This is a genomic window from Plantibacter flavus, assembly GCF_900177615.1.
Taxonomy (GTDB): Bacteria; Actinomycetota; Actinomycetes; order Actinomycetales; family Microbacteriaceae; genus Plantibacter; species Plantibacter flavus.
In genome coordinates this window covers 73,313-87,093 of the sequence record NZ_FXAP01000004.1, presented here as the reverse complement: position 1 = coordinate 87,093, position 13,781 = coordinate 73,313, and the positions used below count along the sequence as shown (strand labels likewise).

The following is a 13,781-nucleotide window of genomic DNA, read 5'->3' as shown; positions in this document are numbered from 1 at the left end:
CCGTCCACCGGGACCGGCTGGAAAGGAACGAGAACGACATGACGACTCCCGTCTTGGAGGCCAGAGGCCTCACCCGGCAGTTCGGGCACGTCCGCGCCCTCGACGAAGCGGACTTCGAGGTCTACCCCGGCGAGGTCACCGCCCTCATCGGCGACAACGGAGCGGGCAAGTCCACCCTGGTCAAAGCCCTCTCCGGCAACCTCGCGGTCGACAGCGGCGTGATCAAGTTCGAAGGCGAACCGATCACCCTCACCTCGCCCATGCAGTCGAGTGCGCTCGGCATCGAGACGGTCTACCAGGACCTCGCCCTCGCGCCCCACCTCGACCCCGTGCAGAACGTCTACCTCGGCCGCGAGATCATGCGGCCCGGCCTCGGCGGGCTGCTCGGCCTCATGAACGTCAAGGAGATGAGCAAGCAGTCGCGTCACGCCTTCGACGAACTCGGCGCGACCGTCCGCTCGCTCACCGACCCGGTGGGCGCGATGTCCGGTGGGCAGCGCCAGGCGATCGCCATCGCCCGCGCGGTGCACTGGGCCAACAAGGTCGTCTTCCTCGACGAACCGACGGCCGCCCTCGGCGTCCGCCAGACGAAGAACGTGCTCGAGACGATCCGCCGGGTGCGCGACAAGGGCATCGCGGTCGTCTTCATCAGCCACTCGATGCCGCACGTCATGGAGGTGTCCGACCGCGTGCAGGTGCTGCGGCTCGGCCACCGCGCGGCGACGGTCGACACGAAGGACACGAACATGGAAGAACTCGTCGGTCTCATGACCGGTGCCAGCACGAGGAACGTCGCATGAGCGCGGTGAAGCAGGCCGAGATGGGGCCGGAGACGACCGCCATCGAGACGGCCAAGGATCGGGAGACCCCGATCAGGAAGCTCTTCAAGGCCCAGGCCTTCCAGATCTTCATCGTCCTCCTCGTCGTCATCGCCATCTTCTCCGCGATCGCACCCGACACCTTCGCGCAGCTGTCCAACCTGCGGCTCGTCGTGCAGAACGCCTCGATCCTCGCGGTGCTCGGCGTCGGCATGACCTACGTCATCATCACCTCCGGCATCGACCTCTCGATCGGCTCCGTCCTCGTCTTCTCGGGCGTCGTGTCCGCGACGACGATGCGGGCCATGGGCGGCGACGACTGGGGGACCGCGATCGTCGGCATCATCGTCTCGATCGGCGTCGGCATCCTCTGGGGCACGTTCAACGGCATCCTCATCTCCAAGGCGAAGGTGCCGCCGCTGATCGTCACCCTCGGTAGCCTCGGCATGGCGCTCGGCTTGGCCCAGATCCTCACGGGCGGTGTCGACATCCGTGAGGTGCCGTCGGTCCTCACCGACTCGATCGGGTACGGCAACATCTTCGGCGCGGTCCCGATCATCTCGGTCATCGCGCTCGTCGTCGTCATCATCGGTGCGCTCATCCTCCACAAGACGAAGTTCGGCCTGTACACCTACGCGGTCGGATCGAGCGAGGAGGCGGCACGACGCGTCGGCGTGAAGGTCGACCGTCACCTCATCCGCATCTACGCGATCTCGGGTGGCCTCGCGGGTCTCGCCGGCATCCTGTCGTTGTCGCAGTTCGGCACCACCGCGATCGCCGGTCAGTCGCAGACGAACCTGAACGTCATCGCCGCGGTCGTCATCGGTGGCACCTCGCTCTTCGGTGGCTACGGGACGATCTTCGGCACCGTCGTCGGTCTGTTCATCCCCGCCGTCCTCCAGAACGGCTTCGTCATCACCGGCGTGCAGCCCTTCTGGCAGCAGGTCGCGGTCGGCGCCGTCCTCATCCTGGCCGTCTACGTCGACCAGGTCCGCCGTTCCTCCGCAGCCCGCGGTGGATCCACGAGCTTCTGGCGAGCCCTCGTCAGCAGGAAGAAGAAATAACCCCTACACAGATCAACACCCCCCCCGCACCATCCCAGTAGTCCAGCAGTTCAAGAGAAACGGGTAATCACAATGAAGTGGAAGAAGTCAGTTCTCGGAGTCCTCGCGCTCGGCGCGTCGGCAGGCCTCATGCTCACCGGGTGTTCCGGTGGCGCGAGCTCGGGCGGCAGCAGCGCAGGCGCAGGTTCCGACGGCTACAAGATCGCGTTCATCCAGGGCGTCGCAGGCGACGAGTTCTACATCTCGATGCAGTGCGGTATCGAATCGGCGGCGAAGGACGCCGGTGCGACGGTCACGACCCAGGGTCCGGAGAAGTTCGACCCGACGCTGCAGAAGCCGCTCGTCGACTCGGTCGTCGCCTCGAAGCCGGACGCGATCCTCGTCGCCCCGACCGATGTGAAGGCCATGGAGGCCCCGCTGAAGGCTGCGGCCGACGCGGGCATCAAGGTCGTCCTCGTCGACACCACCGTCGACGACCCGTCGTTCGCGGTCTCGCAGATCTCCAGCGACAACAAGGGCGGCGGCGCTGCGGCGTTCGACGCGATCAAGAAGGCGCACCCGGAGGGTGGCAAGGTCCTCGTGGTCTCGGTCGACCCTGGCATCTCGACCACGGACGCCCGTGCCGAGGGCTTCCAGGAAGCGGTGAAGGGCGATGACAAGTTCACCGACCTCGGCGTCCAGTACAGTCACAACGAGCCGTCCACGGCTGCTGAGATCGTGACTGCGGCGCTCCAGAAGGACCCCGACATCGTGGGCATCTTCGCAGCGAACCTGTTCGCCGCTGAGGGCTCCGCGACCGGTGTCAAGCAGGCCGGCAAGGCGGACTCCGTCACCATCGTCGGGTTCGACGCCGGTCCCGCCCAGGTCAAGCAGCTGAAGGAGGGCACCGTCCAGGCGCTCGTCGCTCAGGAGCCGGCCACCATCGGTTCCGACGGTGTCGCCCAGGCGATCGCCGCACTGAACGGTGACAAGGTCGAGGCCAAGATCCAGACGGGCTTCACCATCATCACGAAGGACAACGTCGACGGCGACGCGAAGGATGCCGTCTACCAGTCCAAGTGCGGCTAGGCCTGCTGGCCACACTGCATCACCAGACCGCGACGGCGTCGGAGCATCGAGCTCCGGCGCCGTCGCGCTGCGTCCGGGAGGATCTCTGCCCGGGCGTCGCCGTTCCCTGCGCGACCGGCGGCAGCCCTCCGAGCCCGACCCGGTCCTGGAGCGCGAGCCCAGACCCGGTCCCTAAGCGCGAGCCCGGTCCCGGCCCCGGTCCCTGAGCCTGTCGAAGGGCGACAGGCCCGACGGCCAGCCGGTCCGCTCCGCCTCGACGCCACCCTCCACGGGGTGCGAGAATCGCGACATGACCCAGGTGATCGTCGCGGCGACCGCGGTGCGCCGGCTGTCCGACGATGCTCCGGGACGGATCGAGGCCGAGGTCGTCGATGCAGCGGGGCGAGCCCACCGCTTGATCATCACGGTCCCCGAACGCGCGAGCCGTGCGGTCACCGCGTCGACCGACGTCCCGTTCCGACTCGGGCTCCGGGCCGAGTACGTGCGGATGGAGGGACAGGCGGTGGTGATCCGGTTCGCGGACGGCGTCACCACCACCGAGGGCCTCGGCGGGGTCTGCCTGGACCCGGACATCGTCCACTGGTTGTGACCGCACGCGATCGACTGACGGTCGGGTCGGCGACCGGTCCTAGGCGACGAGGGTGAGGAGCCGGGCGACCTCGGCGGCGACGGCGTCGCGCGCCGGGCCGAGGTACTTCCGCGGGTCGACGAGTGACGGGTCCGCGTCGAGTCGCTCACGGACGGCTCGGGTGAAGACGCCGTTGATATGGGTCGAGATGTTGATCTTGCGCATGCCCGCGTCAACCGCCCGCACGAGGTCCGCGTCGCTCACGCCGCTCGAACCGTGCAGGACCAGCGGGACGGGGACGGCTGCAGCGAGTTCCCGGATGAGGCCGAAGTCGAGGGTCGCGCTCCGCGACGTCATCGCGTGCGAGCTGCCGACCGCGACCGCGAGGCCGTCGACGCCGGTGCCGGCGACGAACGCGACGGCTTCACCGGGGTCGGTCCGGACGCCGGGCGTGTGTGCGCCGCCCTTCCCGCCGATCGCCCCCAGTTCGGCCTCGACCCATACGCCCTGCGCCTGAGCTGCGCGGGCGACCGCTGCGGTGCGTTCGCGATTCTCCTCGTCGGGGAGGGTGGCCGCGTCGAACATGACCGAGGTGAACCCGAGCCGCACCGCCTCCTCGACGAGCGTCTCGTCCTCGGCGTGGTCGAGGTGCACGGCGGTCGCGGTGCCGGCCTCGCGGGCGAGCTCCAGGCTCGCGAGCCCGATCGGCGCGAGGCCGCCGTGGTACTTCGCCGCGTTCTCGGAGACCTGCAGGATGACGCCGCGGCCCGCGAGCTCCGCGCCGCGGAGGATGGCCTCGCCGTGTTCGAGCTGGATGACGTTGAAGGCGAGCACGGCGCGCTGCGCGTCGAGGAGCGCGGCGGTGGAGACGAGCGTCATGGTGGTTCCTCTCGGGGTGCACGCGGGACGATCGACCCGGTGCCGGTGGGGATGGTCAGGTGGTGGCCAACAGCAGCTCGGGACCGCTCTCGGCGAGCGCGTCGACGGTGTCCGGGTCGAGCCCGTCGTCGGTCACGATCTGGTCGAACTCGTCGAGTCCCGCGGCCCGGTGGAACGAGGTGGTGGCGAACTTCGTGGCGGTGACGGCGAGGATGCGTCGTCTGGAGATACCGAGCATCGCCCGCTTCACCTCGGCCTCCTCGGGCAGGGTCGTCGTGGCCCCCGAGGCGAGGCCCACCCCGTTGGCGCCGAGGACGGCGACGTCGGCGTGGAGTCCCGACAACCGTTCGACGGTCCACGCGCCGAGGGTCGCTTGCGTGACGGCGCGGACCCGCCCGGGCAGGGCGAGCACGGTGAGTCGCGGTCGGCCACCGAGCAGAGCGACGATCGGCAGGCTGTTCGTCACGACGAGGAGTCGGCTGGCGTGGGGGAGGAGTGCGGCGACCTCGAGGGTCATCGCACCGGAGTCGAGCAGGACGACCCCTTCCTCAGGGAGCTGCTCGACGACGAGGCGGGCGACGGCGGCGCGCTCGATGCGCTCGCCCTCGCGGCGTCGTTGGAGGCTGGGCTCGAACGCGGATCGTCGGGCGAGGACCGCGCCACCGTGGTGGCGGCGGATGAGCCCCTGTCGCTCGAGGACGGCGAGGTCGCGACGGATGGTCTCCGGTGTGACGCCGAGTCGGCTGCTCAGCTCGGCGACCGACAGGGCGCCGTCGCCGTCGCGGGCGCCCGCGAGGATCGCGGCGTGACGCTCTGCTGGGTACATGACTGCTCCGTCCGGTCCGGCCAGCGTATCCGAATCTGTCCGATATCCCTTCCGATTCGGTGGGATCGGTGCGAAGATCAACATGATCGGGCGCACCCGACGACGACGATGACGACGAACGGAAGGCCGCCGATGGCTGAGCACGGGCCGCACAGCGCACCCCACGAGTCGGGGTCGAGGTTCCTGCTCGGGATCGACGTCGGGCAGACCGCCGTCAAGGCCGTCCTGCACGACGAGCGGTTGCTGCCGGTCGCGGTCGCTCGGCGCGCGAGCCCCGTCGACCGCCCGGTCGCCCGACACGCCGAGCGGTCGCAGGACGCCCTGTGGGCCGCGGTCGCCGATGCGGTGTCGGAGGTGCTGGCGACCTCGGGTGTCGACCCGACCCTGGTCGCCGCCGTCGGGATCACCGGCCACGGCGACGGCCTGCACCTCGTGACCGCCGCGGGAGCGCCGGTCGGCCCGGCCATCACGGCGATGGACTCCCGGGCGCACGTCGAGGCCGCCGAACTCGCGGCGGATCCAGACCGGCTGCGCGTGGTGCTCGAACGCTCCGGACAGCTGCCGACGCCGGGTGCCGCCGGCAACCTCCTCCGCTGGCTGCTCCGGCACGACCCGGAGCGCGTCGAGCAGGCGGACGCGATGCTCTTCTGCAAGGACGTGGTCCGCCTGCGGCTCACCGGTGAGATCTCCACCGACTACTCCGACGCCTGCGCCTCCTTCCTGGACGTCGGGACCGCCACCTGGAGCGCCGAGGTCCTCGACGCCTACGGCCTGCCCGCCGGACTGCTCCGCCTGCTCCCGCCGATCAACCCGAGCGGCACGATCGTCGGGCGGGTGCTCCCGGAGGCCGCCGCGGTCACGGGCCTCGTCGCCGGGACACCGGTCGTGTCGGGACTCCACGACGTGCAGGCCTCGTCGATCGGCATGGGAGCGCTCGTCCCCGGGCGGCTCGCCCTCGTGGCCGGTTCGTTCAGCACCAACGGTGTGACGACCACCCAGCCCGACGTGGACCCGCGGTGGCAGTCCCGCCTCTCGATCACCCCGGACCTGCGGATCGCGATGTCCACCTCGGCGACGGCATCACCCTCCTTCGACTGGACGCTCCGGCTCCTGGGCGTGACCGACGCCACCGGCCGCGACGCGCTGATCGCCGAGGCCGCAGCACTCCCTCCGGAGGAGCCGGTGCCGCTCGTCCTGCCCTTCCAATCGGACTCGCCGCTCGGCGCCGAAGCATCGGCCACCCTCGCCGGGGTCCGCGACTGGCACACCCGGGCGCACGTGCTGCGCGGAGCCCTCGAGGGCATCGTGCTCATGCACCGCTGGCACACCCGGGCGCTCGGCGAACGGTTCCGGTGGGACGAGCCGATCGTCCTCGGCGGCGGCCTCGCTCGGTCACCGCTGTACGTGCAGCTCGTGGCCAACGCGCTTCGAGCGCCCGTGACGGTCGTCGACTCCGAGGAGGCCGGAGCCCTGGGTGCCGCGATCGTCGCCGGGGTCGCCACCGGACTCCTGCCGTCGGTGGAACAGGCCCAGCACGACGTCGTCCGGCACGCAGCCGCCGTCCTGCCGACGGACGCCTCGGCCGCGTACTGGGCCGGGGTCGGAACCGCGTTCGACGAGCTCGTCGAGGCCATCGGCCCCTGGTGGCGACGGCGGGCCGAGGAGTCGAGCCCCGACGGTCCGGCGTCCGAACGGGACGACCGTGCCGGGGTGGAACGATGAGCGCCGCCGTCGGCGGCCGCGGGACGGCCACGTCCAGTCCGGTGGACGACCGGCGTCGGGAGATCCTCACCCGACTCGACCAGGACGGGCGGGTCGAGGTCGGCGTGCTCGCAGTGGACCTCGGCGTGACCGAGGAGACGATCCGGCGCGACCTCCGCGTCCTCGAACTCGACGGACGCCTCCGACGCGCGCACGGCGGTGCGGTGCGCACCGACCTCGACCCGGGCCAGGACTCCGGGGCGTCCGGTGCGCTCGCCGCGCGGGCGCTGACCCTGGTCGACCCGGGCTCAGCGGTCTTCCTCGGCGCGGGATCCGCCTGCGAGGCGCTCGCCGCGGGCCTCGCGACGACCGCCGGGACCGTCATCGTGACCGGTTCGGTGCCGGTCGCCCTGGCTGCGGCCGCTGCCGAGGAATCAGCCGTCGTCCACCTCGTCGGCGGGACGGCGGACGGGCGTGGCGTCCTCACCGGCGCCTGGGCGCGCGAGCAGCTCGCCGGCCTCCGCCTCGACGTCGCGGTCGTCGAGGCGCTCGGTGTCTCCGCGGACGGCCGACTGCTCCACGCCTCGCCGGAGGAGGCGGCGGTCGTCGCGTCGGCGGTCGAGCTCGCCTCCACGGCGATCCTCCTGGGCGACCCGGCGACGTTCGGCGCCGACGGCCTCGCGACCTCCGTCCCGGCCGCCCGTCTCGGCGTGGCGGTGGTGCATCACGGCGTCGACGAACCGACCCTCGACGCCCTCCTCTCGACCGGCGTCCGCGTCGAGACGGTCGGGGCGGACGCATGAGCGGCATCGTCACGGTCACGCCGGCGGCCGCGATCGACCAGACCTACCGCGTGGATGGGCTGCGACTCGGCGACGTCAACCGGGCGGTGGGCGTGTCCACCGAGCTGAGCGGTAAGGGCGTCAACGTCGCGCGGGCGGTCACCCTCTCGCCGCTCCCGGTCCGTGCGGTGGTACCGATGGGTGCTGACGGACGGATCCTCGCCGACGACCCGGCACTTCGGACATTGCTCGCCGTGGTCCCGACCGACGGTCGGACGCGCGTGAACACGACCATCCTCGACGCGGCGACCGGGACGACCAAGGTCAACGAACCGGCGATCCCGCTGCGCGCCGAGGACTGGGCCGCCGTCGTCGCGACCGCCGGGGCCGAGATCGACCGGATCGGCGCGGACTGGCTCGTCCTCTCCGGCACGATCCCGACGGTCCAGGGCGGCACCGGCCTCGTCGACATCCTCCAGTTGCTCCGTCAGGCGGGTGACCGGGGAGCGCGCGTGGCCGTCGACACCGCGGGTGCGGCGCTCGAGACCGCCGTCGCGAACCTCGACCTCGTCCATCTGCTCAAGCCGAACGCGCACGAGCTCGCCGAGCTCACCGGACGTGAGCTGCTGACGATCGGCGATGTCGCGTCCGCCGCCGACGAACTGCACCGTGCCGGCTGCGACCTCGTCTACGTGAGCATGGGGGCCGACGGGGCGCTCCTCCGCACCGCGGCGGGTCTGTGGCACGCGCACGTCGCAGCCACGGTCGTGAACACGGCCGGTGCCGGGGACGCCTCGTTGGCCGGATTCCTCGTCGGACTCCACGGCGAGGACGGACGGGACGATCCGGCGGCGGCGGTCGCGTCGGCCGCCGCCTGGGGTGCGCTCGCCGTGTCGAGCGCGACGACCATCCTCACCTCGCTCGAGGCGCTGACCACACCGGTCGCCGTCCAGGACCCCGACCCGACGACGCCGCTGAGCGAACCGGCCACGCCGCCGCGCGACGAGACGCCGACGCCATGATCGATCAGGCCGTTCCACGCTTCCACGCCGCCGTGGACCTCGGCGCGTCGAGCGGTCGCGTCATGCTCGGGCGCTGGGCCGACGGGCGCTTGTCGCTCATCGAGGTGCACCGGTTCCCGAACGGCCCGATCACGCAGGACGGTCGGCTCCGGTGGGATGCGGAGCGCCTGTTCGAGGAGACGCTCGTCGGGCTCGCGGAGGCCGTCCGGATCGCGGAGGCCGCCGGCGGCGTGCTCGACGGGATCGGGATCGACAGCTGGGGCGTCGACATCGCACTCGTGGGCGTCGGCACCGGAACGGCGTTCCCGTCCGGCCTCGCGTCGAGGTTCCCGACCGTGCCGCATCACCGCGGCGCCGACGCCGATGGACCGGCCCGTGCCGCCGTGCTCGTCGACGCCGCGACAGCCTACGCGGTGACCGGCGTGCTCGAGCAGACCATCAACACCTCGTACCAGTTGCGGTCCCGCGCCGAGGAGCTCGACGTCCGCCGAGCCGACGGCGGTCGCCCGACCGTGTTGCTCGTCCCGGACCTCTGGGTGTGGCTGCTCACGGGCGTCGTCGGGGCGGAGCGCACGATCGCGTCGACGACGCAGCTGCTCGATCAGGGCACCGGCGACTGGGCGGCGGAGCTCATCCGCCGCTGGGGTCTCGACGGCTTCGACTTCCCGCCGGTGGTCGCACCGGGGACGGTCGCCGGCCCGACGACGCCGGAGGTCACCGCGCGTCTCGGGTCGAGCGTGCCGATCCCCGTCCACCGCGTCGCGGAGCACGACACCGCGTCCGCGCTCGCCTTCGCCCGCCCGCACGGCGCGGAGCTCCTCGTCTCGAGTGGCAGCTGGTCCCTCGTCGGGGTGTGCCTGCCGGCGGCGGTGCTCACCGAGCACGCGCGGGCCGCCGGCTTCACGAACGAGGCAGGTGTCGCCGGATCCTCGCTGCTCCTCCGCAACCTGGCGGGGATGTGGCTGCTCACGGAGTGCGCCCGCGCCTGGTCCGCCGAGGACGGCAGCGCGGTCGACCTCGTCGATCTCGTGGCGGCCGTGTCGGAGATGGAAGGAGACGCGGCCACGGACGTCACGCCCGCCGTGTTCGACGTCGCCGACCCACGGCTGCTCGTCCCGGGTGACATGCCGGAACGGATCGCGACCCTCTGCCGGGAGACCGGCCAGCGTCCACCGGGCGGACGGAGCGACGTCGTGCGCACCGTGGTCGAGAGTCTCGCGGTCGCCTACGCCGAGACGGTCCGGGCCTGCGAGGCGATCACCGGGGTGACGATCCGTTCGGTCCGCATCGTCGGCGGCGGATCGCGCAACCGACTCCTGTGCGCCCGCACAGCGGCACGGACCGGTCTTCCCGTCACCGCCGGTCCTGCGGAGGCATCGGCGCTCGGCAACCTGGCCGTGCAACTCGTCGCGGCCGGTCACGCGCCGTCACTCGACACGGTCTACCGGCACGGCCAGGACGACCACGACGACCACGACCATGAGCGGACACCGACATGACCGACCGCATCGACCAGCCGGAGACCGAGACGGACATCCTCGACCGTTTCGTCGCCTTCTCGCGCGACCTCGGGCATCCCGATCGGGCGTGGGCGCTCCTGGCGGAGGGCAACACCTCCCTGCTCCTACCCGAGGACGGTGATCCGGCGATGCTCGTGAAGGCGAGCGGCGCGTCCATGGCCGTGGCGACCGCCGACGACGCGGTCCGTCTCGCGCTCGGACCGGTGCTCGACCTCGTCGACTCGCACGCGGGCGGGGACGCCGAGGTGGCCACGCTGTTCGATGCCGCGGCGCTCGCGGGCAACGGTCGGCGCCCCTCGGTGGAGGCGATCCTCCACGCCGTCTGTCTCGACCTGCCCGGCGTCGTCGCGGTCGGCCACACCCATCCCGTGCCGGTCAACGCGCTGTTGTGCTCACCGTCGGCCGACGCCCTGACCCGCGGGTCGCTCTTCCCCGACCAGATCGTGGTCCTCGGCACCGAACCGCTGCTCGTGCCCTACGTCGACCCCGGGCTCGAGCTCGCCCGCACGGTCCGCCGCCTGCTGCGCGAGCAGCTCGCCACGACCGGCCGGGTGCCGAAGGCCGTGTACCTGCAGAACCACGGGATGTTCGCCCTCGGATCGAGTGCGGCCGAGGTCCTCCGGATCACCGAGATGGCCGTGAAGGTCGCCCAGGTGCTCCTCGGAGCGCTCGCCGCAGGCGGGCCGGTGTACCTGAGCGACGAGGCCGTCGCCCGCATCGACACGAGACCCGACGAACTGCTGCGTCGAGCCGCGCTCGCCGCGCAGGAATCAACCACCGACCGCGCCGGGACGGCGCACGGAAGGACCACGACATGAGCCAGTCGACCAGCGCCATCGACCTCACCGGGCAGGTCGCGATCATCACCGGAGCGTCATCGGGCATCGGCCGCTCGTACGCCCAGGCGCTCGCCGCCGCCGGGGTGCGAACAGTACTCGTGGGACGCTCCACCGAGCGACTCTCGGCTGTCGCCGACGCCCTGCCGACACCGAGCGTCTTCCTGGCGGGTGACCTCGCCGACCCCGCCGTGTCCGAGCAGGCCGTCGCCCTGGCGCTCGCCGCCTTCGGACGCCTCGACATCGTCCTCGCCAACGCGGGCCTCTACGTCGGCGGTGACGTCGTCGACACCCCGATGAACGCGATCGAGGAGCTCGTCGGCGTCAACGTCCTCGGAGCGATGGCGACGGTTCGCGCAGCGCTGCCGCACCTCGTCGAGCAGGGTGCGGGCGACGTCCTGGTGACGAGCTCGGTGTCCGGACACCAGGACATCCACTGGGAGCCCGTCTACTCCGCGACGAAACACGCCATGCAGTCGTTCGTCCACACCACCCGGCGGAACCTCGTCGGATCCGGGGTGCGGATGGGCGCGGTCGCCCCCGGCGTCGTGCTCAACGAACTGTGGGGGATCGCCGAGGGTGCTTCCGGGGTGGAGGACCAGATCGCCGCACGCACCGGCATCCGTTCCGAGGACGTCGCCGACGCCGTGCTCTTCATGCTCACCAGACCCCGGCACGTCACCATCCGCGACCTCGTCATCCTGCCCACCGACCAGGAGATCTGAGCGACTCGCGCCGCCCGACGACACCTCCACCAGACCGCCCCCGATCGAAGGACCACACATGTTCGCTGACCTCCACGGCCGTACGGCCGTCATCACCGGCGGGGCCCGCGGGCTCGGCTACTCGATCGCCACGGCGCTCGCCGCGCAGGGCGTCCAGGTGGCGCTGCTCGACCTCCTGCCGACCGTCCACGAGTCGTCCGAGCGGTTGGCGTCCGAGTACGGCGTCCGCACCTCGGCACACACGGTCGACGTCACCGACGCCACCGCCGTCGAGGCCGCCTTCTCCGCCGCGGAGGCTGCACTCGGCGCGCCGTCGCTGCTCGTGACCGCGGCGGGCATCACCATCTGGGGCGACAGTGTCGACGTGCCGGCGGACACCTGGCGGAAGGTGCTCGCCGTGAACCTCGACGGCACCTTCTTCGCCGCGCAGTCCTTCGCCCGTCGTGCCATCGCCGCGGGTCGGCCCGCTTCAGCGGTCTTCATCTCGTCGATGTCGGCGTTCATCGTGAACCAGCCGCAGTTCCAGGCCTCCTACAACGCGTCGAAGGCGGCGGTCAGTCACCTCGCGTCGTCGCTCGCGGTCGAGTGGGCACCCTCCGGTGTCCGCGTCAACGCGATCGCGCCCGGGTACTTCCTCTCGGACATGACCCGCGAGTTCACCGAGGCGAACCCCGACCTCGCCGCCGAGTGGACCGCGGACATCCCGGCGGGCCGGATGGGGCAGCCGGAAGACCTCCACGGGCTCGTCCTGCTGCTCGCGTCCGACGCCTCCTCGTACCTCACGGGCCAGAGCCTCGTCATCGACGGCGGCTACACCGCCCTCTGAGCCGGCCCCACCCGCCGAACCGTTCGACCCGACCGCACCGACCCGAGGACCTGCCATGACGACGACGCCGCCCGAACAGACGCCTGACGACCAGGTCGACCGCGACGCCGTGTGGGGCGCCCGGCGTCGACGCTTCGTCGAGGCCCGATCCGGTGCCGTCGAGCGTGCGTGGGCTCCGCGTGCAGTCCGCGTCGACGACGGGCCGTCGACGGGCCGGCGCCAGGTCGAGCTGCGCCACCTCGGCGGACTCGAGGTCACGGTCGAGGCCGACCAGTTCCTCGACCTCGGCGAGGCCTCCTGGAACGGCGAGGTCGTGTCGTTCGTCGCGCCGACGACCGCTCCGCAGGCCGAGAGCTGGGCCCGCCGCTGGCAGGGCGGTCTGCTGACGACCTGCGGGCTCACCGCGGTCGGCGTGGCCGCGGAGGCGGACGGCGGGATGCACGGTCGGGCGCATCGCATCCCGGCGGCCGTGACCCGCCGCGAGGGGCGATGGACCGCGGCGGGCCGGTACGAGCTCCTCGTCGACGGTCTGCTCCGCGAGGGCGCCGTCTTCCAGCAGAACCTCACGGTGACCCGCAGCATCCGAGCCGAGGTCGGCGTCGCACGGATCCGCCTGCACGACGTCGTGCGGAACGAGGGGTTCGTCGCCGAGCCGGTGCGCCTGCTCTACCACGTGAACCTCGGTTGGCCCTTGCTGCACGGCGGCGCCGTCGCGGCGGCCGCGACCGTCGTCCCCGGCGGGGCGGGGTCCGAACGCCCGGACGACGGTGGCTGGCGGCGGGTGATCGGCGAGCCAGAACCGGCGGCCGACGAGCAGGTCGACGCCCTCGACGCGGTCGCCGGGCCCGACGGCTGGTCCATCGCGACCCTGTCGGGCGAGGCCGGAACGGTCACGGTCCGGTTCCGACCGGAGCAGTTGCCGTTCCTCACGGTGTGGCGGAGCACGGCCGCGGGGTCGTACGCCCTCGGCATCGAACCCGGCACCTGCTGGCCGAGTCACGCCTCCGGTCCGGATCGCGGGAAGGCCGGCCGGATGGTGGAGCCCGGGGAGTCGTTCGAGGTCGACCTCGAGATCGTCTTCGAGCCCGCGGCGGACGACTTCGGCGACTGAGCCCACCGGCCTCGGCCACCATCCGGTTCCCGGTT

14 protein-coding genes are annotated in these 13,781 nt (G+C 71.8%); 12 read left to right on the top strand and 2 right to left on the bottom strand.

Features of this window, described 5'->3' with window-relative positions; genetic code table 11:
* Positions 1-38: 38 nt before the first annotated feature.
* From B9Y95_RS13000 to B9Y95_RS12985, 4 genes are all read left to right on the top strand, one after another.
* On the top strand, positions 39-800 hold the full coding sequence (locus B9Y95_RS13000) for an ATP-binding cassette domain-containing protein (RefSeq protein WP_079707372.1): 762 nt from the start codon (positions 39-41) through the stop codon (positions 798-800).
* Positions 797-1,882: an ABC transporter permease gene (locus B9Y95_RS12995; RefSeq protein ID WP_085512287.1), complete on the top strand. Its 1,086-nt coding sequence runs from the start codon at positions 797-799 to the stop codon at positions 1,880-1,882. Before B9Y95_RS13000 ends, B9Y95_RS12995 begins: the two co-directional genes overlap by 4 nt.
* Before the next feature lie 72 nt (positions 1,883-1,954).
* Positions 1,955-2,950, top strand: a complete 996-nt coding sequence (locus B9Y95_RS12990; RefSeq protein WP_085512286.1) for an ABC transporter substrate-binding protein — start codon at positions 1,955-1,957, stop codon at positions 2,948-2,950.
* A gap of 289 nt (positions 2,951-3,239) precedes the next feature.
* Positions 3,240-3,539, top strand: a complete 300-nt coding sequence (locus B9Y95_RS12985) for a hypothetical protein (protein WP_085512285.1) — start codon at positions 3,240-3,242, stop codon at positions 3,537-3,539.
* A 39-nt stretch (positions 3,540-3,578) separates the two neighbouring features.
* Here B9Y95_RS12985 and B9Y95_RS12980 read toward each other — a convergent pair whose 3' ends face one another.
* Both B9Y95_RS12980 and B9Y95_RS12975 read right to left on the bottom strand, forming a co-directional pair.
* A complete protein-coding gene (locus tag B9Y95_RS12980; RefSeq protein ID WP_085512284.1) occupies positions 3,579-4,397 on the bottom strand; it encodes a class II fructose-bisphosphate aldolase in 819 nt (272 codons plus the stop codon).
* A 55-nt stretch (positions 4,398-4,452) separates the two neighbouring features.
* Positions 4,453-5,223, bottom strand: a complete 771-nt coding sequence (locus B9Y95_RS12975; RefSeq protein WP_159453406.1) for a DeoR/GlpR family DNA-binding transcription regulator — start codon at positions 5,221-5,223, stop codon at positions 4,453-4,455.
* Positions 5,224-5,355: 132 nt separating this feature from the next.
* Between B9Y95_RS12975 and B9Y95_RS12970 the strand changes: the two genes are divergently transcribed.
* The 8 genes from B9Y95_RS12970 to B9Y95_RS12935 are packed head-to-tail and all read left to right on the top strand — an operon-like array spanning position 5,356 to position 13,746.
* Positions 5,356-6,945 (top strand): FGGY-family carbohydrate kinase, encoded by a 1,590-nt coding sequence (locus tag B9Y95_RS12970; RefSeq protein ID WP_159453405.1) that lies wholly within the window; start codon positions 5,356-5,358, stop codon positions 6,943-6,945.
* Complete coding sequence (locus B9Y95_RS12965) at positions 6,942-7,727, top strand: DeoR/GlpR family DNA-binding transcription regulator (RefSeq protein ID WP_085512281.1); 786 nt, start codon at positions 6,942-6,944, stop codon at positions 7,725-7,727. The genes B9Y95_RS12970 and B9Y95_RS12965 overlap by 4 nt, the downstream gene beginning before the upstream one ends.
* Positions 7,724-8,728, top strand: a complete 1,005-nt coding sequence (locus B9Y95_RS12960; RefSeq protein ID WP_085512280.1) for a 1-phosphofructokinase family hexose kinase — start codon at positions 7,724-7,726, stop codon at positions 8,726-8,728. The genes B9Y95_RS12965 and B9Y95_RS12960 overlap by 4 nt, the downstream gene beginning before the upstream one ends.
* Positions 8,725-10,227, top strand: a complete 1,503-nt coding sequence (locus B9Y95_RS12955) for a rhamnulokinase (protein ID WP_085512279.1) — start codon at positions 8,725-8,727, stop codon at positions 10,225-10,227. The genes B9Y95_RS12960 and B9Y95_RS12955 overlap by 4 nt, the downstream gene beginning before the upstream one ends.
* Positions 10,224-11,066, top strand: coding sequence for a class II aldolase/adducin family protein (locus B9Y95_RS12950; RefSeq protein WP_085512278.1), 843 nt, complete (start codon positions 10,224-10,226; stop codon positions 11,064-11,066). Before B9Y95_RS12955 ends, B9Y95_RS12950 begins: the two co-directional genes overlap by 4 nt.
* Positions 11,063-11,809, top strand: coding sequence for an SDR family oxidoreductase (locus tag B9Y95_RS12945; RefSeq protein WP_085512277.1), 747 nt, complete (start codon positions 11,063-11,065; stop codon positions 11,807-11,809). The genes B9Y95_RS12950 and B9Y95_RS12945 overlap by 4 nt, the downstream gene beginning before the upstream one ends.
* 58 nt (positions 11,810-11,867) lie before the next feature.
* Positions 11,868-12,635, top strand: coding sequence for an SDR family oxidoreductase (locus B9Y95_RS12940; protein WP_085512276.1), 768 nt, complete (start codon positions 11,868-11,870; stop codon positions 12,633-12,635).
* 55 nt (positions 12,636-12,690) lie between these two features.
* The gene (locus tag B9Y95_RS12935) at positions 12,691-13,746 is read left to right on the top strand and encodes a DUF4432 family protein (RefSeq protein ID WP_085512275.1); all 1,056 of its coding nucleotides are present in this window, start codon (positions 12,691-12,693) and stop codon (positions 13,744-13,746) included.
* Positions 13,747-13,781 lie beyond the last annotated feature (35 nt).